Below are 24923 nucleotides of genomic sequence, written 5' to 3'. Positions count from 1 at the left end.
GAGCGGCCGTCCCACACCGCCGCGAGAGCGGCCTCACCACACCGCCGCGCAAGCGGCCGCCCCCATCGCCGCTCGGGCAAGGCCCCTGCTGCAGATCAACCGTTTGCCGCAGCACCCCTCGGGAACCTCAACGCGCGGGGAGATGCGTGACAGAACTACCGCCGCCCTCAAGGTCAACGACTACTACAGCCCGCACCATCGCGTCCCACAGCGGTTCGGCGGGCCTGATGAGGTCCTTCCCCGCCAGGCCGACCCCACGCCACGTGCAGACACGAGGTCCGCGACCGACGCGTGATCGAGCTCGAGGAGCGGTGTCGATCGGGCCCCTCATCGGCTTAGGGACCCGACGCGACGATCCGTCGGACCTCGGCGAGGTCGAGGTCGAACGGGCCGATACGCGTCAGCACCCAAGAGGCGCCGCGGTCCACCCACGTGGCGGGGTCCTGGTCGGGCTGAAGGGCGACCACCACCTCGAAGCCCGGAGGCGGGTCGTGCTCGGCAAGAGCAGCGGTTACCTCGTCAAGGTCATCGGGACCGTCCAGGCCGATGACGAAAAAGCCGTCATGCTTCACGGCCCGGCGCAGCGGCGCCTGGTTGCCGAACCGGCCTGCCAGCCAGACCGGCACAGCAGGAGCCGGGCGGAAGCGGACATCTCGAGCGGCGTAGTGAGCTCCTTCGTAGTCGACGGGGCTTCCGGTCATCAGCGCGGTGAGGACCTCGAGCCCCTCGTCGAGCATCCGGCCGCGCACCATCGGATCTGCTTGGTCGCCGAACGCACTGAACTCTTCGACCCCGTCGTCACCCAGCCCCAGGCCGAGGACGAACCGGCCACTCGAGAGTACCGACAGGCTGGATGCCTGCCGGGCCAGGACCTGGGGTCGGCGCCGCGCCAGCGGGGTCACCATCGGGCCAAACAGCAACCGCTCGGTCCGCATCGCGACGGCCGCGCAACAGGTCCACGCGTCGGCGATCGCGGCGACCCGCTCGCCGTACTGCAGGTGGTCCCAGACGAAGAATCCGTCCCAGCCGGCCGCCTCGGCTTCCCGGGCCAGGTCGCCGACCACCCGCGGGTCAGCCAGGGGATCAAAGGGTGCGACGAAGAGCCCGCGGCGCGTGGTCATGCCACCATCATGCCGATCGCGCAAGGGGGACAAGAGAAGAGTCGTGCCCCGCAGGCCCCGCAGGCCCCGCAGGCCCCGCAGGCCCCGCAGGCCCCGCAGGCCCCGCCTGCCGTGACCACGCGCCACGGCGCCACGTCCTACCGCCGTGTAAGCGGCTGTCCCACACCGCCGCGGAGGGGACCAGTCCCCTCCGCCGCATGCGGACGGGGACGGATCCATCCAACGATCCTCTGCACCTCAAGCAAGCGCCACTGCGCTTCCGAGCGAGCGCGACCGGCGGCTCCAGGGGCCGAGCCTTGTCGGCCCATACCTCGGTGGTGTCTCCCCCGCTGGACCCTGGCGTCCTGTCCGGAGGGTGTTGAACCTTGCCCCGGCGTCTTGACCATCAGCGGTCACTACCGAGGCATTAGCTGGTGAAGGAAGGGGCCACCAACGATGGCAAACACCGCGAGACGAAGCTATGAATCGATCGCCCAGGCCGCCGACCGGATTGGCGTCAGCCAGCGGACACTCCGACGGCGCATTGCTGACGGGAGCCTCCGCGCCTACAGGCTCGGACCGCGCATCATCCGCCTGAACGCCACTGAGGTGGACGACCTGATGGTCCCTGTTCGCTGAGCCTGAACTCAGTCCGGCCTTCGCCAGGAGGCGGCCGTTCGCCCGGCCAACACATCCGTTGAGGAGGGTGACCGGCCCGTCTGGTGGCGCCGAGCCGTGCATGCCAGTGACAAGGCGTTGCGCGAGAAGGTACGGCTGCTACTCGGCCCAGGTGTTCGGGTGGAGCCCATCGTGATAGCCCCTGTCTGGGAGTCCTCACGATGGCGGCCGTCGACCCGCGCAGAACCATCCCGGTGGCCGATGGCCACAGCCCCTCCTTGCTGCTGGCCGGAACGCGAGGAGGTCGCGACGGCTCCCGCCCGTGCACGGCAGCCGGGACGTCGCCTCCGACACTCACTTTCTATCCAGCCCCAAGAGAACACCCGCCGGCCTAGCTCCGTCGTAGCGATGTCTTGGGTGCTCCGCTGATGCGACAGGTCCTTCCATCCGACACGTATCCGACACGGCGAGAGCAAGACAAAGGCCCCTGCCCCGCGTTTCCGCAGGTCAGGGGCCGTGTCGTGCTGGTGGGCGATACTGGGTTTGAACCAGTGACCTCTTCCGTGTCAAGGAAGCGCGCTACCACTGCGCCAATCGCCCTCGGCGGGAGCCCGGGGGCTCCCTGAGTGAGAGGTGGAGACGGGATTTGAACCCGTGTACGCGGCTTTGCAGGCCGCTGCCTCGCCTCTCGGCCACTCCACCGTGTGAGGCTTCTAACCTCCGAGCGGACGACCGGGCTCGAACCGGCGACCTCAACCTTGGCAAGGTTGCGCTCTACCAACTGAGCTACGTCCGCGTGCGCATCGTTTGGTGTGCTGCTTGCTCGATGCGTTGTGAACACTAGCCGATTCGTGGGGGGTTTCCCAAACCGGCGTGGTCGGCGTGGCGCCCCTCAGGAGGCCGACCGGCCGGCGCCTGCGGTGCCGGCCGACGAGGGCTGCTCCTCCCACCGGGGGTCGACGAACTGCCGCTCCTCGGCGAGCACCTCCCGCACCGTCGGGTCGACGCCCTCGGCCCGCGGGGGGACCACCCGCGCCCTGCGCGCCAACGCGGCGAGGCGACGCTCGGAGAAGGCCGTGCGCAGTCGAGCCACGAGGCGTGCCCTCGCGCTCTCGTGGGTCTCGACGGGCCAGACCACCCGCGTCGCCGCGTTCAGGCCCGCCCCGATCAGCACCGCGATGGCGAGGGCGTAGAGCCAGATGAGCACGACGATCGGCGCCGACAGCGGGCCGTAGATCGAGGTCCCGCCCAGCGATGCGTCCACCGACGCTCGCACCACGAAGGACGCCAGCGACCAGATGACCAGGGCGAGCACCGCCCCGGGCACGTCGCGCCACCAGGGAGCCCGCATCGGGGTCGCGATGTGGAAGAGGGTCGTGAGCACCGCGACCGTCGCGAGGACCACGACGGGCCAGTAGAGCAGCCCCACGGCACGGGCCCCCTCGGGCAGCCACGAGTCGATGAGCGACGGACCGAGCAGCAGCAGAGGGAAGATCAGCACCCCGACGAGCATGCCCAGCAGGTAGAGCGAGAAGGACAGCGCCCGGGTGCCGACGATACCCCGCACCCCGCTCTGGCCGTACATGATCGAGATCGTGTCGACGAAGACGTTGAGGGCGCGCGAACCCGACCACAGCGACAGCAGGAAGCCGATCGACACCAGCTCGTAGCGACCGTTGCTGAAGACGTCCTGCACCGTCGGCACGAGCACCTGGCTGATGCTCTCGGCGGTGAGGAAGCGGGCGGCATACCGCTGGATGGCGTCGACGACACGGGCCACCGTGTCGGGCCCCAGCCAGCGCCCGACGTAGCCCACCCCACCGAAGAGCCCGAGCACCAGCGGCGGCAGCGAGAGCAGCATGAAGAACGCCGCCTCGGAGGCCAGCCCGGTCACCCGGTACCGCAGGCAGGCCCGCACGGTCTCGAGCACGAGGCGGGCGAGGGTCGACGCGCCACGCACCCGCTCGAGCCGACGGCTGACGCGGGCACGGAGGGTCACCCGTTCACAGTAGGCGCCCGGCCCCTACCCTCGTGGGATGCCGACCCACGAGGTGACGAACCAGGTGCCGCCCCTGACGGCCTACGACCTCTTCGGGAGCGACCCGGTGCTCACCGAGTCGCTGGCCCGCTGGGGCGACCCCGTCGACGCCGACGGCCTCCACCGCCTCGGCCGCCAGGCCGGCACCGACGAGGCGCAGCTGTGGGGCGACCAGGCCGACCGCAACCCGCCGCGACTGGTCACCCACGACCCGCGGGGTGTGCGCATCGACGAGGTCGAGTTCCACCCCGCCTGGCACGAGCTGCTCGCGGTCGCGGTCGGCCACGGACTCACCGCCGGCCCCTGGCTGCGGCCGGCGGGCACCGGGGCGCACCTGCGGCGGGCCGCCGGCTTCATGGTCTGGAGCCAGGTCGAGGCCGGGCACGGCTGCCCCGTCTCCATGACGTATGCCGCCGCCCCGGCTCTCGCCGCCGACCCCACCCTCGCGGCACGCTGGCTCCCCCTGCTCGCCTCGCGCAGCTACGACCCCGGGCTGAAGCCCGTCTCCCGCAAGTACAGCGCCCTCGCCGGCATGGGGATGACGGAGAAGCAGGGCGGCTCCGACGTGCGGGCCAACACGACCAGGGCCGTGGCGACCCCCGGCGGGCCCCTGCCGGGTGAGACCTACCGCCTCACCGGTCACAAGTGGTTCACCTCCGCCCCCATGAACGACGTCTTCCTCGTGCTCGCCCAGACCGGTGCCGGCCCGACCTGCTTCGTCGTGCCCCGGGTGCTCGACGACGCCACCCGCAACCCCTTCGCCCTGCAACGGCTCAAGGACAAGCTCGGCAACCGCAGCAACGCCTCCTCCGAGGTCGAGCTCGACGGCACCTGGGGCTCGCGCCTCGGCGACGAGGGCCGCGGGGTCCGCGCCATCATCGACATGGTCGGGGCAACCCGCCTCGACTGCGTGCTCGGGTCCGCCGCCACCATGCGCCAGGCGCTCGTGCGGGCCGTGCACCATGCCCGCCACCGGTCGGCCTTCGGGCGGCTGCTGGTCGACCAGCCGGCCATGACCAACGTGCTCGCCGACCTCGCGCTCGAGTCGGAGGCCGCCTCGCTGCTCGGCCTGCGGCTCGCCCACGCCGTCGACGAGGGCGACACCGCCTTCTCGCGCCTCGCCGTCGCCATCGGCAAGTTCTGGGTCTGCAAGCGCACCTCCCCGATGGTGGCCGAGGCGCTGGAGTGCCTGGGCGGCAACGGATACGTCGAGGAGAACCGGCTCGCCCGGCTCTATCGCGACGCCCCCCTCAACTCGGTCTGGGAGGGCTCGGGCAACGTCAACGCGCTCGACGTCGTCAGGGCGGTGTCTCGGGAACCCTTATCGGTCGAAGCCTTCTCCAAGGAAGTGACCTTGGCCCGCGGCGCCGACCCCCTCCTCGACGCGGCCATCGACGACGTCCTCGCGCGGGTGGAGGCGCTCGGCACCGCTGACGATCCCGGCGCCGTGGAGTTCGCGGCCCGGCGCCTGGTGAGCGACCTCGCCCTCACCCTGCAGGCCGCGCTCATGGTCCGGCACTCCCCCGCCCCGGTCGCTGAGGCCTTCGTCGCCAGCCGCCTGGGATCGACGCCCGGGCGCACCTTCGGCTCGCTCGGGACCGACCTCGCCGGCGTGGCGCCGCTCGTCGTCGACCGGGCCTTCGCCGGGCTCTGACCCCCGCCGCCCCCCCGCTACAGGTTGTCGACCGGTTGCCCTCGGATCTCGTCAGCCGGCTCGAAGCCGAAGACCTGGCCGTAGAACGACAGCTGCGCCTCCGTCGCCGCCCGTCGCGTCTGCGCCGCACGGAAGCCGTGCCCCTCCCCGGCGAAGATCCGCACCGCCACCGGCTTGCCCTTGGCGCGCACCGCCTCGGCCATCGAGGTCGCCTGGCCCGGGGGGACGACGGCGTCGTCCGCTCCGTGCAGGAGCAGCATGGCGCAGTCGAGCCGGTCGACGTGGTGCACGGGTGAGCGCTCGACGTAGAGCGCGCGGGCCTCGGGATAGGGCCCCACGAGCCGGTCGGCATACCGCGACTCGAACTTGTGCGTGTCACGCACCAGGGTCTCGAGGTCGCCGATCCCGTAGAGGCTGACGCCGGCGGTGAAGACGTCGCGGAAGGTGAGCGCCGCCAGCGTCGTGTAGCCGCCCGCGCTCCCCCCGGAGATTGCCGTCCGCGCCGGGTCGGCCTCACCACGCTCGGCCATCGCCCGCGCCCCGGCGCAGCAGTCGTCGACGTCGACCACCCCCCACTGCCCGCGCAGCCGGTCACGGTAGGCCCGCCCGTAGGCCGTGCTGCCGCCGTAGTTGACGTCGAGGACCGCGACGCCGCGGCTGGTCCAGTACGCGTGGTCGAGGTCGAGCGCCGGGATCGCGTGGCCCGTCGGCCCCCCGTGGGTCTGGACCACCAAGGGCGGCAGCTCCCCCGCGGGCCCGGTGAACCCGGGGTTGCGCGGCCGGTAGAGGAAGCCGTGCACGTCACGACCCCGTGGGTCCGACCAGGTCACCGCCTGCGCCTGCGGCAGGTAGGCCTGCTCGACCGGCACGTCCGCGCCCGAGCGCAGGACCGTCATCCGGCCCCCGTCCGGCTCGACCCGGACGACCGCGACGGCGTCGCGCTCCCGCCGGGCCACCATCACCACCCCGCCGCCCGACCACGACGGCCGGCTCGTGCTGACGAGCGACACCGCGACGTCGACGGCGTCGCCTCCGGGCGCCACCAGCACCAGCTGGGCTCGGGCGTCGCGCCACTCGCGCAGCAGGATCCGGCCGTCCGGCAGCTCGACCCAGGTGCGCTCACCGAGCACCCAGGCCGGGTCGGAGCAGTCGCGGTCGACGGAGTGAACCGGTGCCCCGTCGATCGTGAGGTTCCAGAAGCCGGAGCGGTCACTGGCATACATCAGCCTGCCGTCGGCCAGCCACCCGACGTCGCCGACCGACACCCCGGCGGCGCCGTCGACGACGCGTGCGTCACCGCCGTGGGCGTCACCGCACCACAGCACGGTGGAGTCCCACGGCATGTCGGGGTGCTCCCAGGTGACCCACGCCAGCTGCTCGCCGTCGGGCGACACCCGGGGGGAGGCGACGAAGTCGTGCCCGCCGACCAGGACGAGCCCGGCCGTGGGGGCGCCGTCGAGCGGGACCGCCACCAGCGTGCTGACGGCCTCACCACCGCCTCGGTGGTCCTCCCGCACGCAGACCACCCGACGCCGGGCCAGGTCGAGCTGCAGGTCGCCGTAGCGCAGCTGCCGACCGGGCAGGTCCGGCGTGAGCGCGCGGATGCCGTCGCCGTCGACCAGGTGCAGCCGACCGTCGGACGCGGTCGAGAAGACGATGACGCCGTCGCGCACGTCGTAGGCGCCCCCGCCGTACTCGTGAACCATCGTGCGGACGCCGACGTCGCCCGGCAGCACCTCCTGCGAGACGGTGCCGCGCAGGCGCACCAGCGCCTCCCGGCCGCCCTCGGTGGGCCGTTGCTCGAGCCAGTAGACGTCGCTGCCGTCGACGGTCACGTCCGACAGGCCCACCCCCGAGGTGGTGAGCAGGTCGGCCGTGATCGGGGAGACCCAGGAGCCGTAGGGCGCCGTCGTCGTCATCGCCGTCAGCTCCAGACGTCCGGCTCGACGCGGACGCTGCCACCCGACTCCGCGGCCTCGCCGATCGCGAGGCCGACCAGGTGGTCGTGACAGGCCTCGGCGAGAGGGTAGGGAGGCTCGCCCTCCCCCCGCACCCACGCGCCGGTCTGCGCGAGCAGCTGCGCCACCGCGAGGTCGTCGTCGGACAGGCGCGCACCCTCGAAGGCGTTGCGCCACACGACCCGACCGTCGAGGGAGACATGGGTCAGGTCGAGGCCCTCGTAGTTCATCCCGGTGCCGGTGCCGGCCCGCTCGAGCCGGGAGGTCATCGGGGTGACCTCGTCGGCCATGCGCACCACCGTCTCGTCCCAGATCTCGCCGGCCGATCCCCGCACGACCAGGTGGTCGGGCCGCAGCGGGTTCCACCACTGGTTGTCGGTGAAGTCGTAGCGACCCATCCGGTCGCCGCCGAAGTCGACCCAGGCGAGCGTCGTCGTCGCCGGCTTCGCCGACGTGTCGTGCGTCCACCCGGCGGGCGTGATGGGGTCGACCAGCTCGGCCGCGAACGTCTGCGCCCGCACCGTCGCCCCTTCCCGCCCGACCCCGAGGAGGCGGCGCATGAGGGCGACCGCGTGGTAGAGGTGGGTCGAGCTGACCAGCGCCGAGCTCGCGGTGCCGATGAGGCCGCTGTCCACGACCGCGAGGCGAGCAGCGTTCAGCGGCATGAGCGCATACTGCTCGGCCACCTGCACGAGCCCGCTCGCACCGACGTCGTGCCACAGCGCGCGCAGCCCCCCGGCGTCGGGCGCCGGAGGCGTCTCCGCGAGCACGGGCACACCGGCGGCGACGAGCTGGCGGGTCAGCTCGGGCGTCACCGGCCACGGCACGCTCAGCACCACGAAGTCGGGCCGGTCTGTCGCCAGCAGGGTCTCGACGTCGCGGAAGGTCGCCACGCCCCACTGCGCCTCCAGCTCGGCACCGGCCTCGGCGCGCCGGGTCACGACCCCGGTCACCTCGAAGCGGTCCGGCATGAGGTAGGCCATCCGCAGGAAGACCGACGCGCGCCAGCCGGCGCCGACGACGGCATACCGGGTGCGTGGGGGCGTCGCGGTCCCCTTGGTGCTGACCGCGGCGGGGGTGGCGCCGGCGGAGATGGAGAACACGGAGACCTCACGGGGATGGGGGGCGCGGGCCGGTCGACCCGCCGCCCACAACCCTAGGCGCCGCGGCGCGACCTCGCCGTCAGACGCGCGCTCCCCTGCTCCCCCTGCTCCCCATCGAGGATCTCGCGCACCACGTCGAGGTGGCCCGCGTGCCGGGCATACTCCTGCACGAGGTGCAGGAGCACCCGCTCGAGGCTCGCCGGCGGCTGACCGGCCCAGCGCTCGGACGGCCGGCCGAGCTCGTCGAGCCGGTGGGCCAGGACGACCTTCCTCGTCAGCTCCGCCCGATCGTCCAGCGTCTCGAGCAGGTCGCCGACGGTGAGTCCGACGGGCACGTGCCACCGGCCGTCACGCTGGTCAGCCCACGGGTCGTCGATCGCCTGGCCCTCGAATCCCCAGTCGAGCCAACGGCGTTCGACGTGGACGAGGTGGTGGACCAGCTCGAGCGGTGACCACCCCGACGGCAGGGACGAGGCCCGCGCCGTCGACTCGTCGAGGTCGGCGACCTTGCTCGAGACCACTGAGCGGAAGTAGGCGAGGTAACCGAGCAGGACCTCTCGCTGGTCAGCCACGGCGGTGGTCGGCTCGGGGAACGGCAGGGTGCCCCGCTCGCTCACGCCCGAGCCCCCCCGAGCCCGAGCACGACCGCGAGACCGAGCGCGCTGCGGGGGTCGTAGGCACCGCGCCAGAGACCGCCGTGCACGGAGCCCTCGGCCTCCTCCTGCCAGGGGGCCCGCAACGACGGGCGGGGCGAGGTGAGGTCGTGCACCAGCAAGGCAGCCATGAGGGTGTTGCTCGTCGCCGGCTCGAAGACCTCGATGCCGAAGCGGTGGGCACCGGTGTAGGCCGCCGCCAGCGCCCTGTTCTTCAGCACCGACCGGGTGCGCGTCGGCGGAGCCACGTGCAGCGAGACGGACATCCCGTCCCGGCGGGCGACCGTGGCCCTCCAGCGCTGCAGCCGTTTGGCCAGAGCGTAGTTCGGGCCCTGCTGCGGCACGACGCTGTCGTTGAGACCCGGGTCGGACCCGGGTGCGTAGTTGCGCTTCAGCAGACGACCACCACTGGCCGCGCGGAACAGCGGGCGCAGGACCCGACCGAGGCCCCCGGTGTCGTCGTAGGCGTGGGTGGCCTGCACGACCGCATCGGCGGGCACGGCGAAGACGTCGGTCGGTGTCGCCAGGAAGGCCAACGAGACGTCGTCGCCACGGCGGCGGCGCAGCTCGACGCTCAGGGCGTCGACGGCCATGGCCACCCGCAGGTTGGTGGCCCCGTCGGCGTAGACGTAGTTGCCCAGGACGAGATCGCCCTCGAGGCCGCTCATCCAGTCCGCGACAGCGGGCAGGTGGTGCAGCAGGTCGGCTCCTGCTCCCTCGGCGAGCTCGACCGCGGGGCCGGTGCCGCCGGCGACCGGCAGGGTCAGGCTGCCCGCCGACTGCTCGGCGACGCGCAGGAGCCGTCGCCACAGGTCGGGGCGGGGCAGGTCGATCCCCACGAGGTCGGCGCCCCAGTCGAGCAGGGCGCGCAGCGGGCCCATCTCGGCCCCAGCCCCGACGACCACGACGCGATGACCCTCGAGACGCAGCCGCTCCGGCTCGGCGGCCACGGTGGCCACGGCCTCGGCCGCGGACGGCTCGAGGATGCCGCGAGCGGTCCAGTCGTCGAGCTGACGAGACAGCGCCGCCCCCTCGAGCCTGGCGCCCCGCATCGGGATGCTGAGCGCGGCCCGGGGCTGCCCGCTCCCGCGGACCGTCGCGGTGCGCAGCGGGCGCTCCACGCCGCCTGGGCGCGCGACGAAGGCGTCGTCGAGCGGCGCCTCGTCCCCGTCGGGGGTCACCACCGTCATCCGCTCGTGCAGAGCGCTCAGCCCGTCGCGCGCGATGCCCACCGCGTCACCCTCCGACGGCAGGCCCGCCTCGACGAGCCGGCGGAAGTGCTCGACGTAGCCCTGACGCCAGTTCGTCTCTCGCAGAGCGGCGGCCGCCCCCACGGGGTCGACCCGGGCGAGGGCCCCCGCGACCACGGCCCGGCCCAGGGCGGAGGTGCTGCGGGGCCCACCCGGCCCGTCGCTCTCGGGTACCACCACGCCGGTCGGTGTCGTCATCGTCATCCTCCGCAGGGCAGGGGCCCGGATAGTCGGTCAGCTCTCGGCGAGCAGGGCCCGCTGCTCGTCGAGGTCGTAGCCGGCCGGCGGCCAGGGCGGGTCCATCCGCTCGAGGGCCTCGAGCAGGAGGGTCTGCACGGCATACCGGGCATACCACTTGTGGTCGGCGGGCACGACGAACCACGGGGCGTCCTTGGTCGAGCACCGGGTGAGCGCGACCTGGTAGGCCTCCATGTAGTCGTCCCAGAAGCCGCGCTCGACGAGGTCGCCGGGGTTGTACTTGTAGTACTTCTCCGGGTCGACGAGGCGGGCACCGAGACGCTCCTTCTGCTCCGCCTTCGAGATGTGCAGCATGACCTTGACGACGGTGGTGCCGTCAGCGACCAGCTCGCGCTCGAAGGCGTTGATCAGGGCGTAGCGCTCACGCCACTGCGACGGCTCGACGAGGTCGTGCACCCGCACGACGAGCACGTCCTCGTAGTGGCTGCGGTCGAAGACGCCGATCCGCCCGGGCCCGGGCAGCGCGTTGCGGATCCGCCAGAGGAAGTCGTGCTCGCGCTCCTCCTTCGACGGCGCCTTGAAGGCGGTGGCCCGCACCCCCTCGGGGTCCATCGCCCCGACGACGTGCCGCACGATGCCCCCCTTGCCGCCCGTGTCCATCCCCTGGATGACGAGCAGCAGGCGACGGGAGGCCCCGGCCGTGGACTCGGCGTGCAGACGCTCCTGCCAGGTCCCCAGCTCGGACGCGCGGTCGGCCAGCGCAGCCTTGCCGTCCTTCTTGCCCCCTGAGAAGCCGGGGGTCGAGCCGGGGTCGACGTCCTCGAGGCGGAAGCCCGTGCCCACCCTGAGCAGGTCCGCCAGCAAGGGTGCCAGCTCGATCTCGCGGTGCTTGCCCTTCGTCTTCTTGGCCATGGCCGCCATCCTGCCTCACCGGGCTGCCCCCGGGCGCCGACGCGCGGGCATACTCCCCGCATGCGTCTGCTGCTCGCCGAGCCCCCCGCCCCGACCTCTCTCCGCTCCGACGACGGCAGCGACGAGCTCGGCCAGGCTGCCCTCCTGCACCTGTATGCCGCACCGCACGGCGCGGGCGGCTGGCTGCGGGCCAATTTCGCGACGAGCCTCGACGGCGCCGTCACCGGAGCCGACGGCCTCTCCGGCACCGTCAACACCGACGCCGACCACGTCGTCTTCGAGCTGCTGAGGGCACTCTCCGACGCGGTGGTCGTGGGTGCGGGCACCGTGCGCGCAGAGGGCTACCCGCCGCTGTCCGTCGCGGCCCCGCTGGCCTCGGCCCGGGCCGCGGCGGGGGCAGCACCCGACCTGCCGCTCGTGGTCGTGACGGCCCGCGGCGAGGTGCCGCCGACGCTGCGCGGAGCCACTCAGGGCAGCGTCCTGCTGGCCACGACCTCGGCTGCCTACGGGCTCGACGAGGCGCGTGAGCTCCTGGGCGCCCAGCACGTGCTCGAGTGCGGGGCCACCGAGGTGGGGCACGACCGGCTCGTCGCCCAGCTGCACGAGCGCGGGTTGACGCGGCTGCTGGCCGAGGGTGGGCCGAGCCTTCTGTCCTCGCTGCTGCAGGCCGGTGTCGTCGACGAGCTCTGCCTGACGCTCGCGCCGCTGGTGGTCGGCGGTGGGGGCCCGCGCATCACCGCCGGGCGTGGGCTCAGCGGAGACTTCACGCCCCGGCTCCTGGTGGAGCAGGACGGCACGCTGATGGGCCGGTGGGTGCGAGCCGACCGCTGACGCAGGTGATCGGGCCGCCGTCCTCAGGGGGTCTCGAGGAACTGCTCGACCGACCGCTCCCAGCGCGCCGGGTCGAGGTTCCACTCCTTGCAGTGACGAGCGGTGTGCCAGCGCTCGAGGGTGACGAGGTCGGGCCGCACCTGCGCCAGGCTCAACGCCGGGCCGGCCGGCACGAACTCGTCGTCGACGGAGACCTGCAGGAGCAGGCGGTGGTGCAGCTCGTGGGCGCGGGCCACCCAGTTGGTGGCCGGGACGTCGACCGGGTCGTGCACCCCGAGCAGCCTCGTCGTCGAGCGCCGCCCCATCATGCTCGTGCCGGCCGCCCCGAGCATGCGCGGCAGGTGGTGCACGCGTGCGTGGTGCGACAGCACGTCGCCCCAGTCGACGACGGGTGAGTCGAGCACGACGGCCTCGACGGCCTCGCTGACGACCGAGCGGGCCAGGGTCTGCAGGATGATCGCGCCGCCCATCGACCAGCCCACGAGCACCAGCCGACGAGCGCCGTGGTCGATGGCATACCGCATCGCGGCCTCGAGGTCTCGCCACTCGCTGAGGCCGAGGGTGTAGCGACCGTCCGGCGCGGGCGGAGCACCGACGTCGTTGCGGTAGGACACGACGAGGCACGTGTAGCCGAGGCGACGCAGGGTCGGCACCGCGCGCAGGCACTCCTCGCGCTGTGCCCCGCGCCCGTGCACCAGCACGGCCCAGCGGCCGTTGGACCGCTCCGGCTCCACGAGCCACGCCGGCAGGGGACCGTCCTCGCCGGGCACGGTCACGTCGCGGTGGGCGACGCCGAGGCTGACCCGCGGGGTGTCCCAGTAGTAGTACTGGTTCCACCGGGCCGGGCCAGGGCGCAGCCGCCCGCTGTCGAGCGCCACGAGGCGGCGGACGACGGCCTGCTCGTCCTGCTCGAGCACCTCGCCGACCCGCGCATGCCCCTCACCACCGTCGAGCCAGAGGCCGTACCGGCCCGGCACCACCGTCTCGGGCGTCGCCGCGAGCGTGACGACGTCGGGACCGACGGCCAGCACCTGCACGTCGTCGGGGCGACGCTGGTCGGGGGTCAGCACGGCCCGGGCGAACCAGGCGGCGACCGCCAGGCCCCCTCCGACAGCGGCGCCGGTCAGGGCCCCGACACCGACAGCGATGGTCTGCAGGGTGCGCCGGGTCGGCGCAGTGGTCGACATGCCTCCCATCGTGACAGGCGTGCGTGGTCTGGCGGCGCAGGTGACCGATGGGGAGACAATGCCCGGGTGGACCAGCCCCTCGACCTGCCCCTGCAGCCCATGCTCGCCAAGGCCGTCGCGACGGTGCCGGCGGCCGACAGCGTGAGCGGTGGCCTCGCCTACGAGCCGAAGTGGGACGGCTTCCGCTGCCTGGTCCTGCGCGACGGCGACGAGGTCGAGCTGGCCAGCCGGGGCAGCAAGCCCCTGACCCGTTACTTCCCGGAGGTGGTGGAGCACGTGCGCCGGCTGATGCCGCCGCGGTGCGTCGTCGACTGCGAGATCGTCGTGCGCGACGGCGACCGCGGCAGCGAGCGCCTGCACTGGGAGGCGCTCTCGGCGCGCATCCACCCGGCGGAGTCACGCATCCGGATGCTATCGGCCCAGACCCCGGCCGAGCTGGTCTGCTTCGACCTGCTCGCCCTGGGCGACGAGAGCCTGCTCGACCAGCCGTTCCGGGAGCGCCGCGCCCGGCTCGAGGCGGCGTTCGCCCACCTCACGCCGAGCGACCCGGTGCACCTGACCGGACTGACGACCGACGCCGACCTCGCCCGGCAGTGGTTCGAGGCCTTCGAGGGCGCCGGCCTCGACGGGGTGGTCGCCAAGCCCCTCGCCCAGCCCTACGCACCCGGCAAGCGCACGATGCTCAAGATCAAGCACCACCGCACCGCCGACGCCGTGGTCTACGGCTACCGGCGGCACAAGAGCGGCGAGGGCGTCGGATCGCTCCTGCTCGGTCTGTACGCAGCGCCCGCCGACGGTGGGGTGCCCACGCTGCGCCCGGTCGGCGGCATCGCCGCCTTCACCCAGAAGCGCCGGCTCGAGCTCGTCGGCGAGCTGGAGCCGCTCGTGGTGCGCGGCGACGACGGGCTCCCGGTGTCGGCGCAGACCGACCGCTCCCGCTTCTCGGCAAGCAAGGACGGGTCCTTCGTGCCGCTGCGCCCCGAGCGGGTCGTCGAGGTGGCATTCGACCAGATGGAGGGGCTGCGCTTTCGCCACGCGGTGACCTTCGTGCGCTGGCGGCCCGACCGCGACCCGAACTCGTGCTGGCTCGACCAGGTGGAGCGGGCGCCGGCCTACGACCTCGCCGACGTGCTCAGCGGGGGCTGAGCGCGACGACCGCTGCGTCGTAGTCGGGCTCCTGGCCGATCTCGGGCACGAGCTGGGAGTGGATCACGGTGCCGTCGGTGTCGACGACGACGATGGCGCGGGCGAAGAGGCCGGCGAAGCCGCCGTCGGCCAGCAGCACGCCGTAGTCGTGACCGAACGACGATCGGAAGGCCGACGCCGCCACGACGTTGTCGAGCCCCTGGGCGCCGCAGAAGCGGGCCTGAGCGAAGGGCAGGTCGGCGGAGACGCAGACCACCGTGGCGTTGTCGAGGCCCGCCGCGAGCTCGTTGAACGTCTTGACGCTCGTCGCGCACACGGGCGTGTCGACGCTGGGGAAGATGTTCAGGATCGTGCGCGTGCCGGAGCTGAGGGTGACCTCGCTGAAGTCCGACCCGACGAGGGTGAACGCGGGCGCGGGGCTGCCCGGCGCCGGGAGCTCGCCGACGGTGTTGACAGGGTTGCCTCCAAGGGCGGTGGTTGCCATGCGCCATTCTTAGCACTGAGCGACGCGCCCGAGGCAGCGTCCCGCGTGGCGCGGCCCAGTTCAGCGGAAAATCGTCGGCGAGCCTCCGTTCAGGGGTTGGCAAATCTGGTATAGACAGGTAGATTTCCGGCGTACGCCCCGCAGTCGACCGACCTGGCACCCCACTCCCGCCAGCCGGTCGCCCCCCACCCAGCGGGCTCGGTGCAACCGACCCGCGGCGAGGACACGACGCATGACCTCCCCCACGCACGCCTCCCCCACGCCCCCGTTCCGACGACCCCTGCTCACCCTGGGCACGATCCTCGCCCTCGTCCTCGCGGTGGTCGTCGGCCCCCTCGCCTGGACCTCGGCCATGGCGATCACGTGGTTCAACCCCGTGTGCGCTGGCTTCGTCTCGTGCAACGCGGCCGGCCTGGGCAGCAACGGCTACGACCGGGTCTACACGACCTCGTTCTGGGGCATGTACCCCGGCCACAACTGCACCAACTACTCGGCCTACCGGCTGGTCGACAAGGGGATCGACGCGTCCTACCTCGCCGGGCAGGGCATGGCCTACCAGTGGGGCACGGTCGCCGCCAGCCACGGCGTCGTCGTCGACAGCTCGCCCCAGGTGGGCGACATCGCGTGGTTCAACCAGACGGCGGGCCTCAGCTCCAGCGGGCACGTCGCCTACGTCGAGGCGGTCGACCTCGCCGCCGGCACGGTCCGCCTCTCGGAGGACAACTACCGTGGTGACTTCGACTGGCGCAGCTACTACATCCGCGACGTCACCGGCTTCATCCACTTCGGCGGCAAGGTCAACACGCCGCCCCCACCGCCCCCACCGCCCCCCGTCGAGGGGTCCTTCGTACGCGTCACCGAGACCGGTGAGGTGGCCCGCATCGCCGGAGGCGCGCCCGTCTGGGTCTCGTCATGGACCGCTTTCGGGGGCCAGCAGCCGACCACGCCGATCAGCGCCGCCCGCTTCGCCACGCTGCCCCAGGTGCCACGTGACGGCACCTACCTGACCGCTACCAGCTCCGGCAAGGTCTACCGCGTCGTCGGCGGGGCACCGCTCTACGTCTCGACCTGGACCGCCCTCGGTGGCACCCAGCCGACCATCACGGTCGACGCCTACAGCATCGACCACGCGGGGGGCACAGGCTCCCTGGGCCACCTGCGGCCGGTGCCCGCCGACGGCACCTTCCTGCGCAACGCCGTCGACGGGAAGGCCTACACGGTCGCCGGCGGCGCACCCATCTGGGTCTCGACGTGGGCCGTCTTCGGGGGCCCGCGGGACACCACCCCGGTCGACTCCTGGGAGCTCACCAACTACGCCCACCTGCGGCGGGTGCCCGCCCCCGTCTTCCTGCGCGGCACCCCCTCGGGCCGCATCTTCGCCGTCAACGGCGGCATGCCCATCCGCGTGCTCGACTGGACACCGTATGGAGGCGTGCAACCGACCGTCACGGTCGACGACGCCGCCCTCACCGCGTGCGACCACCTCAGCTGCACCCCGGTCGGCCACCTCGACGCCGTCGCCGCCACCCCCGGCGGCGCCGCGCTCGTCGGCTGGGCCCTCGACCCCAGCACGCTCGGCCCCCTGACGATGTCCTTCGAGGCCGACGGCGTGCGGGTGGCGACCACCTCGACCGGCACCAGCCGCCTCGACGTCGACCGGATCTACCACGCCGGCGCCAACGTGGGGTTCTCGGGCTTCGCGCCCATGTCGGCCGGCACCCACAGCATCTGCGCCCGCGCCCTGGGCGTCGGCGCCGGTGGCCCCTCGACGATCCTCGGGTGCGCGACGGTCGTCGTCCCCGCGGGCTCGACCGTGCCCGTCTCGCCCAACCGCCTGCTCGACACCCGTAGCGGTGTCGGCGTGGCCACCGCCGGCCCCCGCGCCGCCGGCTCCGTCACGGTGCTGTCAGTCGCCGGTCACGGCCCCGTGCCCGCCGCAGGAGCTGGCGCCGTCGTGCTCAACGTCACGGTCACCGACGCCTCGGCCGGTGGCTACCTCACCGTCTGGCCGACCGGCTCACCGCGGCCGACCGTCTCCAACCTCAACTTCCTGCCCGGTGAGACCGTGCCCAACCTCGTCCTCGCGTCCCTCGGCACCGACGGCACGGTCTCCATCTACAACGGCTCCACAGGCACGACGCACATCGTGGCCGACGTCTCGGCCTACGTCGTCGCCGGCGACGCCCGTGCGCCGGGCTCGACCCTCGCTGGTCGACCCAGCCGCGTGCTCGACACCCGCGTGGGCCTCGGGGTCGCCCGCACCCGGGTGCCCGGCGGTGCCACCTCGACGGTCGTCGTCGCCGGGCACGGCATGGTCCCGGCCACTGGCGTGGCGGCGGTGGTCCTCAACGTCACCGCAGTCAACCCGACCTCGGCCGGCTACCTCACCGCCTTCCCGTCCGGGCAGCCGCAGCCGACCACGGCGAACGTCAACTTCCTCGCCCGTCAGACCGCATCCAACCTCGTCCTCGTGCCCGTCGGCCCGGACGGGGCGGTGACGATCTTCAACGGGTCGAGGGACTCCAGCGACGTCGTGGCCGACATCGCCGGCTTCGTGCTCGCCGGGTCGGTGGCGACCCCGGGAGCGACCTCGGCTGTCACGCCGTCGCGCCTGCTCGACACCCGCCTCGGGACCGGACCGGTCGCGGCCGCGGGCACCACGACGCTCAAGGTCACCGGCCGGGGCTCCATCCCGTCGTCGGGGGTGAGCGCCGTGGTGCTCAACGTGGCAGCCACGCAAGGGGCCCGACCGGGCTACCTCACGGTCTACGCCGGTGGCGCACGACCGACGGCCAGCAGCCTCAGCTACCGGGCCGGGCAGACGGTGTCGAACCTCGTGCTGGCCCCGGTGGCGGCTGACGGCACGGTGACGATCTACAACGGCTCGTCGGGCAGCGCCCACGTCATCGCCGACGTCGCGGGTTACGTGCGTCGCTGACGTCCGCGCAGGTAGCCGCCGTCGGAGCCGGTGTACTGCGCGTCGTCGTAGCGCTGCTTCGACGGCTGCACGCGCGGCGGCTCCCCCGGCATCTTGGGGTAGTCCGGGGGGAAGCTCAGCTCGCCGAGCCCGTCGGCGAGGTCGCGCTCCCACCACGCGAGCGCCGTCGCGAGGGTGCCCGGGTCCTGACCGATCTCGGCCCACGGGTCGGGCTCGGAGGCCACGATCGCGGGCACCGAGTGCACGGTGAAGTCGGCCACCCGCACCTCCCGCAGGCGGTCCCACGCGCACGGCATGCTCACCGGCGCCCCGGGCAGCGGGCGGGGGCTGTAGGCGGAGGCGATGGTGCGGTCGCGGCAGGCCTGGTTGTAGTCGACGAAGACCTTGTCGCCACGCTCCTCCTTCCACCAGGCGGTGGTGACCAGGTCGGGCAGGTGCCGCTCCAGCTCGCGGGCGATCGCGATGACGCCGTGGCGCACGTCGAGGAACTCGTGCTCCGGGCTGATCCGCGCGTAGACGTGCAGACCGCGGTTGCCCGAGGTCTTGACGTAGGCCACGAGGCCGGCCTCGCCGAGCACCTCGCGCAGCGCGAGGGCGGCCTCGACCACGTCGGCGAAGGGTCGCCCCGGCTGTGGGTCGAGGTCGAGGCGCAGCTCGTCGGGCCGGTCGAGCGCCTGCGGGCTGCCGGCGGGGTCGGCGGGTGCCGTGACCGGCCACGGGTGGAAGGTGACGGTGTTCATCTGGACCGCCCACACCGCGGTGGCGACCTCGTCAACGACCAGCTGCGGGTGGCTGCGGCCGGAGGGGTACGTGACGGTGACCGCACGGGCCCAGGCGGGCATCCCGCGAGGGGGGTTCTTGGCGTAGAACTCCTCGCCGCCGACCCCGGAGGGAAAGCGCTGCAGCGTGACCGGGCGGTGGCCCGCGAGCGCGAGGAAGCGGTCGCCGACCGCGACGACGTAGCGCGCGAGATCGAGCTTGGTGATGCCCTCGTCGGCCCACATGGGGCGGTCCGGGCTGGAGATCCTGACGGTGCGCGTGGAGTCCGGACCGGGGACCTCGAGCGAGGTGGCGTCGCTGGCCATGGCCCCACCCTAGGGCCGGGGGGTGGGACACCGCCCGGCCATCAAGTCCGTGCCTGGAATTTACCTGCGTAATACCTGAACCTCGCGTGAGAACTCTACGGTCACGGGGTCCCCCTGCCCCCATTCCCGGGAGTCGCTCCTCCATGTCCACTCTGCGCAGAGTCGTCGTCGCTACGACCTCGACCGCCGCCCTCGTCACCACCGGGCTGGTGGCCGTCGCGCCGCTGGCCCAGGCCGTCGACACCACCTCCCCCGTCGTCATCAGCGAGGTCTACGGCGGTGGCGGCAACACCGGCGCCCCTTACGCCAACGACTTCGTCGAGCTCTACAACACCAGCAACGCGGCCGTGTCCGTGCAGGGGTGGAGCGTGCAGTACGGGGCGGCCACCGGCACGACCTACTCCGGCAAGACCGTCCTGACCGGGTCGGTCCCGGGTCGCGGCTACTACCTCGTGCAGGAGGGTGGCGGCGCCAACGGCTCGGCCCTGCCGGCCCCCGACGCCACGGGCATGATCGGCATGAGCAGCAGCGCGGGCAAGGTCGCGCTCGTCTCCGACGGGACCACCCTCGGGTGCGGCACCAGCTGCGCCGGAGCCGCGGGCGTCGTCGACTTCGTCGGCTTCGGCGGCGCCAACGAGGCCGCCGGGTCGCCGACGCCGCTGCTGAGCAACACGCTGTCCGCCCAGCGCACGATCTCCCCCTTCGCCAACACGGCCGACAACTCGGCTGACTTCGTCGCCGACGCGCCGACACCGAAGGCGGCACCGGCCGGTGGGTCCGGCGGCACCGGCGGCACCGACTGCTCGGCGACCCCGGTCCCCGACGCGTGCGTGCCCGGGGCCACCACCATCCAGGACGTCCAGGGGAACGGTTTCCTCTCACCGCTGAAGGGCCAGTCGGTCGCCCGCGTAGCGGGCATCGTCACGGCTGTGAGCGGCGCGAGCCCACGCGGCTTCTGGATCCAGGACCCCACCCCCGACCCGGCCCGACCGTCCGCGTCCTCCGGCGTCTTCGTCTTCACCTCGAGCTCCTCCCCCCGGGTCGGCGACGCCGTGCTCGTGTCCGGCCTGGTCTCCGACTACTACACGTTGGCCAGTGGCGACACGCTCGCGAGCACTGCGAGCCTGTCCCTGACCGAGCTCACGTCCGTCACCGCCGTGACCACGGTCAGCTCCGACGACCCGATCCCGGCGGCGGTCGCCGTCGACGGCTCGGTCGTGCCCGACCTCTACGCCCCGACCACGGCCAGCGGCAACGTCGAGGAGATCACGACGCTCGACCCGACCCGTTCGGCGCTCGAGTTCTACGAGGCCCACGAAGGCATGCTCATCAGCGTCACCGACGCCGCGGTCGTCGGGCCCGGGCAGGCCCAGTACGGCGAGATCTACGTGACGACCAAGCCGGACCAGAAGCGCACCCCACGCGGAGGCACCTACCTGCCGAGCTACGCCGGACAGCCCTCCGGCCGTCTGCTCGTCAGTCCGCTCACGCGCTCCGTCCCCGCGGCCAACGTCGGTGACACCCTCACCGGCACCACCACCGGCCCGGTCGACTGGTCGCTCTTCGGGGGCTACGACCTGCGGGCGACCACGACCCCCACCGCCCAGGACAACGGCCTGCAGCCCGGCGTCGCGACCACCCCCGCCGCCGACCAGCTGACGGTCGGCACCTACAACGTGCAGAACCTCGCCCCCGTCGACCCGGCCACGAAGTACTCGCGACTCGCGAGCGGCATCGTGACCAACCTCACGTCCCCCGACGTCATCGCCGTCGAGGAGATCCAGGACAACAGCGGCGCCGACAACGACGGCACCGTCGCGGCCGACGTGACCCTCGGCAAGCTGATCTCGGCCATCACCGCCGCCGGTGGCCCGGCCTACGACTACACCGAGATCGATCCGGTCAACAACCAGGACGGGGGCCAGCCGGGAGGCAACATCCGCTCGGTCTTCCTCTATAACCCCGCCCGGGTCGGCTTCACCCCCCGGGGTGTGCCGTCGTCCACTGACGCGGTCACCGTGACCCGGGGTACCGACGGCACGCCGACCCTCTCGACCAACCCCGGTCGCGTCGACCCGACGAACGTCGCGTGGTCCAGCTCGCGCAAGCCCCTGGCCGCCGAGTTCACCTTCCAGGGCCGCACGGCGATCGTCGTCGCCAACCACTTCAACTCCAAGGGTGGCGACCAGACGGCCGACGGCCGCAGCCAGCCGCCGACGCGCTCCTCCGAGATCCAGCGCACGAAGCAGGCCGTCGTGCTCAACGCTTTCGCCAAGGACGTGCTGGGGGTCGACAGCGCGGCCAACCTGGTGCTGGCCGGTGACTTCAACGACTACCAGTTCTCAGGGCCGGTCACGACCCTGACCGACAGCGGGGCGACGCTGACCGACCTGATCAACACGCTGCCGGCGGAGGAGCGATACACCTACGTCTACAACGGCATCTCGCAGGTGCTCGACCACATCATCGTGGCCAAGGGCCTGACCGACGTGGAGTACGACGTGGTGCACCTCAACTCCGAGTTCGCCGACCAGGTCAGCGACCACGACCCGCAGGTGCTGCGGGCCCGGCTCAACGACGTGACAGCGCCCGCGACGCCCTCGGTCGCCGTGAGCCCCAAGCGCCAGAACGCCGGGCAGTACGTCACAGTCAGGGCGATCGCCTTCCCGGGCCAGGACAAGCTGTCGGTCACGCTCGACGGCGCTGGCCCGAGGGCTACGATCCGCACCAACAAGAACGGGGTCGGCGTCACCTCGTTCTTCATCCCGGTCGCCACCGCCAGGGGCGACCACACCATCGTGGTCCGCGCCACCGACGGCACGAGCGCGAGCGTCACCGTGCGGGTGCTCAGCGCCTGCCCGTCCGCGGCCCCCGGCGGCTCCCTGCTGTCGACCAGCACGGCAGGCTGCCTTACGGCCCGCTGACGAGCGGGCACACTCCGGGGCGGGGGGATGAAACCCCCCGCCTCGGCGTGTTGTGATGGGTGATGCTGTTCCGACGACGGAGGACCCCTGTGAGCGACACGACCCCTGTGACCGACCTGACCCCAGGCACCAAGACGTATGCCGTGAGCAAGACCGACGCGCAGTGGCGCGAGGAGCTCACGCCCGCCGAGTACCAGGTGCTGCGCAAGGCCGGGACCGAGCGCCCCTACGCCGGGGAGTACACCGACACCGAGACCGAGGGGGTCTACTCCTGCCGGGCGTGCGGCCACGAGCTCTTCCGCAGCGACACCAAGTTCCACTCGCACTGCGGGTGGCCGTCCTTCTACGCCCCGCTGGCCGAGGAGCGCGTGGAGTACATCGAGGACCGCTCGATGGGTAGCAAGCGGGTCGAGGTGCGGTGCGCCAACTGCGGGTCGCACCTGGGCCACGTCTTCGAGGGGGAGGGCTTCGGCACGCCCACCGACCAGCGCTACTGCATCAACTCGATCAGCATGACGCTGAACCAGAAGGCCTGACCCTCAACGGGACTCGGCTGACCCCCGGCGCCCTCGTCAGCGCAGCGCGTCGACGAGGGCGTCGACCTCGACGCGGGGGCCGGTGTAGAACGGCACCTCCTCGCGCACGTGGTTGCGCGCCTTGGAGGCCCGCAGCTCGCGCATGAGGTCGACGATGCGGTGCAGCTCGTCGGCCTCGAAGGCCAGCACCCACTCGTAGTCACCGAGCGCGAACGACGCGATGGTGTTGGCGCGCACGTCAGGGAAGTCGCGGGCCATCTGCCCGTGCTCGACGAGCATGTCGCGACGCTCCTTGTCGTCGATGAGGTACCAGTCGTAGGACCGCACGAACGGGTAGACGCAGATGTACTTCTTCGGCTCCTCGCCGGCGAGGAAGGCGGGGACGTGGCTCTTGTTGAACTCGGCCGGGCGGTGCAGCGCGGCGACCGACCACACCGGGTCGAGCAGCTCGCCCAGCCCGGTCTTGAGGAAGCGGTGGTAGGCCGACTGCAGCGCCTCGATGGTCTCGGCGTGCCACCAGACCATGAAGTCGGCGTCGGCGCGCAGACCCGCGACGTCGTAGAAGCCGCGCACGAGCACGTCCTCGCCCGCGAGCTCGTCGACCAGCGTGGTGACCTCGGCCGCCATCTGCTCGCGGTCGGCATCACCCACGGGCGCGGCGGCGGCGAACACCGACCACATGGCGTAACGAATCGTGCCGTTGATCTCGCGGACCTGGGACGGTGAGGGCTTGCGGGTGCTCATGCCCTCATTCTCGCGCCTGCGCCTCGAGCCCACGCAGGTGGGTCAGCACGTGTTGCGCGGCGGCGCGGCCCGAGCCGATGCAGGCCGGCACCCCCACCCCGTCGTAGGCGGCCCCGGCGACCGCGAGCCCCGGCACGGAGGCGACGGTGCCACGCACCGTCGCGACCCGCCCGACGTGACCCACGGCATACTGCGGCAGCGCACCCCCCCACCGCTGCAGGTGGTGGTCGACCAGCGGGGGCAGGGCGCCGCCGAGGATCATGCCGAGGTCGTCGACCACGGTGCGCACGATGTCGGCGTCGTCGCGCTGCAGCGTCGCCTCCTCTCCCGCTCGGCCGACCGAGGCCCGCAGGAGCACGAGGTCGGGGTCGAGCGCGTCGACCCACCCCCACTTGGCAAAGCTGAAGGTGGCGGCCTTGAGGGTCACCGGCTCGGTCGGCGGCACGAGGAAGCCCGAGCTGCCGGTGAGCGCCGGCGGGCCCAGCAGGTCGGCGAGGCCACGGCGCGGCACCGCGAGGGTGACGACGGCGATCGAGGCGTACGGCACCTGCGCGAGCACCGTTGCCGCCGCTGGCGCGACACCGCCCAGCAGGCGTGCGGCTGGCGCCGCCGGCACCGCGAGGACGACGGCGTCGGCGGGCAGCTGCTCGGGGGTCGTCGTCGGCCCCGACGTGACGAGCCACCCGTGCACGGCTCGCTCGAGGGACCGCACCGTGACCCCGGTGCGCACCACGACTCCCGCCGCCTCCAGTCGGTGCACGAGGTCGGCGACCATCACCCCGAGCCCGCCGCGATAACCGGCGAAGACCGGGCGCGGCGCCGATACGTCGCCGAGGGCGGCCGCTGCGGCGACGGCGGCGGTGTCGACCACCGACTCACCCCGCCGCCCAGCGGCATACAGCGCAGGTATGGAGGCCTCCAGCGACAGGTGACGGGCGTGACCGGCGTAGACGCCGGCGAGCAGCGGCTCGACCAGGCGGTCGACGACGGCGGCGCCGACCCGCTGCTCGACGAAGTCGCCGACCGACACGTCGTGCTCCAGAGGCGGCAGCGCCCGCTCGCGGCGCAGCCGCTCCACCTCGTCGGGCGTGAGCAGACCGAGCGCCGTGCCGGGGTCGGAGGGCACGCCCATGAGGGTCCGAGGAGGCAACGGGTGGTGGCGGCCCCGCGACCAGATCGTGGCGCCGGAGCCGACCGGGTGCACGACGGGACCCCAGAGCCCGGTCTCGTCCAGCAGCGCCAGGGCCTCGGGGCGGCGGGCGAGCACGGACTCGGCGCCCACGTCGAGGCGATGACCCGCGACCTCACCGGTGCGCAGCTTGCCACCCGCCACGGGTGACGCCTCGAGCACGACGACCTCGAGGGGCTCACGACGGTCACTGCCGTCCGTCGCAGCGGTGAGCTCCCAGGCCGCAGCGAGGCCGGCGATCCCTGCCCCGACGACGACGACCCTGCGCATCCGTCCACTTTCGCAGACACCGAGACCAGGTCGTGACCCGCCACCGGGGAACGACGCGCGGGGCCCGGCGTGTCCTTCCGTCACACAACTCGTTCCCCTCCAGGA

Annotated in this window: 19 protein-coding genes and 3 tRNA genes; 7 read left to right on the top strand and 15 right to left on the bottom strand. The window is 72.7% G+C overall.

Going from position 1 to position 24923, the window contains the following annotated elements:
- Positions 1-335: 335 nt before the first annotated feature.
- On the bottom strand, positions 336-1121 hold the full coding sequence (locus V3N99_20960; GenBank protein MEO3939198.1) for an LLM class flavin-dependent oxidoreductase: 786 nt from the start codon (positions 1119-1121) through the stop codon (positions 336-338).
- A gap of 435 nt (positions 1122-1556) precedes the next feature.
- On the opposite strand from V3N99_20960, the gene V3N99_20955 reads away from it, so the two are divergent.
- On the top strand, positions 1557-1739 hold the full coding sequence (locus V3N99_20955; GenBank protein MEO3939197.1) for an excisionase family DNA-binding protein: 183 nt from the start codon (positions 1557-1559) through the stop codon (positions 1737-1739).
- A gap of 504 nt (positions 1740-2243) precedes the next feature.
- Here V3N99_20955 and V3N99_20950 read toward each other — a convergent pair.
- From V3N99_20950 to V3N99_20935, 4 genes are all read right to left on the bottom strand, one after another.
- Positions 2244-2318, bottom strand: a tRNA-Val gene (locus V3N99_20950).
- 31 nt (positions 2319-2349) lie between these two features.
- Positions 2350-2420 (bottom strand) — tRNA-Cys (locus V3N99_20945).
- Between the two features lie 21 nt (positions 2421-2441).
- Positions 2442-2514: transfer RNA gene (locus V3N99_20940), tRNA-Gly, on the bottom strand.
- Between the two features lie 96 nt (positions 2515-2610).
- On the bottom strand, positions 2611-3717 hold the full coding sequence (locus V3N99_20935) for a YihY/virulence factor BrkB family protein (GenBank protein ID MEO3939196.1): 1107 nt from the start codon (positions 3715-3717) through the stop codon (positions 2611-2613).
- Between the two features lie 37 nt (positions 3718-3754).
- On the opposite strand from V3N99_20935, the gene V3N99_20930 reads away from it, so the two are divergent.
- Complete coding sequence (locus V3N99_20930; protein MEO3939195.1) at positions 3755-5410, top strand: acyl-CoA dehydrogenase family protein; 1656 nt, start codon at positions 3755-3757, stop codon at positions 5408-5410.
- 17 nt (positions 5411-5427) lie between these two features.
- On the opposite strand, the gene V3N99_20925 is transcribed toward V3N99_20930, so the two are convergent.
- The 5 genes from V3N99_20925 to V3N99_20905 are packed head-to-tail and all read right to left on the bottom strand — an operon-like array spanning position 5428 to position 11484.
- Positions 5428-7329: a prolyl oligopeptidase family serine peptidase gene (locus tag V3N99_20925; protein ID MEO3939194.1), complete on the bottom strand. Its 1902-nt coding sequence runs from the start codon at positions 7327-7329 to the stop codon at positions 5428-5430.
- Between the two features lie 5 nt (positions 7330-7334).
- Positions 7335-8471: a Gfo/Idh/MocA family oxidoreductase gene (locus V3N99_20920; GenBank protein ID MEO3939193.1), complete on the bottom strand. Its 1137-nt coding sequence runs from the start codon at positions 8469-8471 to the stop codon at positions 7335-7337.
- A 53-nt stretch (positions 8472-8524) separates the two neighbouring features.
- Positions 8525-9088 (bottom strand): DUF664 domain-containing protein, encoded by a 564-nt coding sequence (locus V3N99_20915; protein ID MEO3939192.1) that lies wholly within the window; start codon positions 9086-9088, stop codon positions 8525-8527.
- The gene (locus V3N99_20910) at positions 9085-10572 is read right to left on the bottom strand and encodes a hypothetical protein (protein ID MEO3939191.1); all 1488 of its coding nucleotides are present in this window, start codon (positions 10570-10572) and stop codon (positions 9085-9087) included. The genes V3N99_20915 and V3N99_20910 overlap by 4 nt, the downstream gene beginning before the upstream one ends.
- Positions 10573-10608: 36 nt before the next feature.
- Positions 10609-11484, bottom strand: coding sequence for a polyphosphate kinase 2 family protein (locus V3N99_20905; protein MEO3939190.1), 876 nt, complete (start codon positions 11482-11484; stop codon positions 10609-10611).
- A 60-nt stretch (positions 11485-11544) separates the two neighbouring features.
- Between V3N99_20905 and V3N99_20900 the strand changes: the two genes are divergently transcribed.
- Complete coding sequence (locus tag V3N99_20900; GenBank protein ID MEO3939189.1) at positions 11545-12315, top strand: dihydrofolate reductase family protein; 771 nt, start codon at positions 11545-11547, stop codon at positions 12313-12315.
- A 23-nt stretch (positions 12316-12338) separates the two neighbouring features.
- Here the strand turns inward: V3N99_20900 and V3N99_20895 are convergent, their stop codons facing one another.
- Positions 12339-13502, bottom strand: a complete 1164-nt coding sequence (locus V3N99_20895; protein ID MEO3939188.1) for an alpha/beta fold hydrolase — start codon at positions 13500-13502, stop codon at positions 12339-12341.
- 99 nt (positions 13503-13601) lie between these two features.
- On the opposite strand from V3N99_20895, the gene V3N99_20890 reads away from it, so the two are divergent.
- A complete protein-coding gene (locus V3N99_20890) occupies positions 13602-14648 on the top strand; it encodes an ATP-dependent DNA ligase (protein MEO3939187.1) in 1047 nt (348 codons plus the stop codon).
- Here V3N99_20890 and tpx read toward each other — a convergent pair.
- Positions 14635-15132, bottom strand: a complete 498-nt coding sequence (gene tpx / locus V3N99_20885) for a thiol peroxidase (GenBank protein ID MEO3939186.1) — start codon at positions 15130-15132, stop codon at positions 14635-14637. The two genes, V3N99_20890 and tpx, sit on opposite strands and share 14 nt — an antisense overlap.
- 232 nt (positions 15133-15364) lie before the next feature.
- Here tpx and V3N99_20880 point away from each other — a divergent pair, with 232 nt between their 5' ends.
- Positions 15365-18070 (top strand): CHAP domain-containing protein, encoded by a 2706-nt coding sequence (locus V3N99_20880; GenBank protein MEO3939185.1) that lies wholly within the window; start codon positions 15365-15367, stop codon positions 18068-18070.
- On the opposite strand, the gene ligD is transcribed toward V3N99_20880, so the two are convergent.
- Positions 18055-19155 (bottom strand): non-homologous end-joining DNA ligase, encoded by a 1101-nt coding sequence (ligD, locus tag V3N99_20875; protein MEO3939184.1) that lies wholly within the window; start codon positions 19153-19155, stop codon positions 18055-18057. The genes V3N99_20880 and ligD overlap by 16 nt on opposite strands.
- Positions 19156-19298: 143 nt before the next feature.
- On the opposite strand from ligD, the gene V3N99_20870 reads away from it, so the two are divergent.
- Both V3N99_20870 and msrB read left to right on the top strand, forming a co-directional pair.
- Positions 19299-22079 (top strand): lamin tail domain-containing protein, encoded by a 2781-nt coding sequence (locus V3N99_20870; GenBank protein MEO3939183.1) that lies wholly within the window; start codon positions 19299-19301, stop codon positions 22077-22079.
- Positions 22080-22195: 116 nt separating this feature from the next.
- Positions 22196-22615, top strand: coding sequence for a peptide-methionine (R)-S-oxide reductase MsrB (msrB, locus tag V3N99_20865; protein MEO3939182.1), 420 nt, complete (start codon positions 22196-22198; stop codon positions 22613-22615).
- Between the two features lie 36 nt (positions 22616-22651).
- Here the strand turns inward: msrB and hemQ are convergent, their stop codons facing one another.
- Both hemQ and hemG read right to left on the bottom strand, forming a co-directional pair.
- Positions 22652-23359, bottom strand: a complete 708-nt coding sequence (hemQ, locus tag V3N99_20860) for a hydrogen peroxide-dependent heme synthase (GenBank protein ID MEO3939181.1) — start codon at positions 23357-23359, stop codon at positions 22652-22654.
- A 4-nt stretch (positions 23360-23363) separates the two neighbouring features.
- A complete protein-coding gene (gene hemG, locus V3N99_20855; GenBank protein MEO3939180.1) occupies positions 23364-24818 on the bottom strand; it encodes a protoporphyrinogen oxidase in 1455 nt (484 codons plus the stop codon).
- Positions 24819-24923: the final 105 nt, after the last annotated feature.

It is taken from the genome of Dermatophilaceae bacterium Soc4.6 (assembly GCA_039889245.1).
In the GTDB taxonomy this organism is placed as follows: domain Bacteria; phylum Actinomycetota; class Actinomycetes; order Actinomycetales; family Dermatophilaceae; genus Lapillicoccus.
This window is presented reverse-complemented; position numbering and strand designations above follow the sequence as displayed.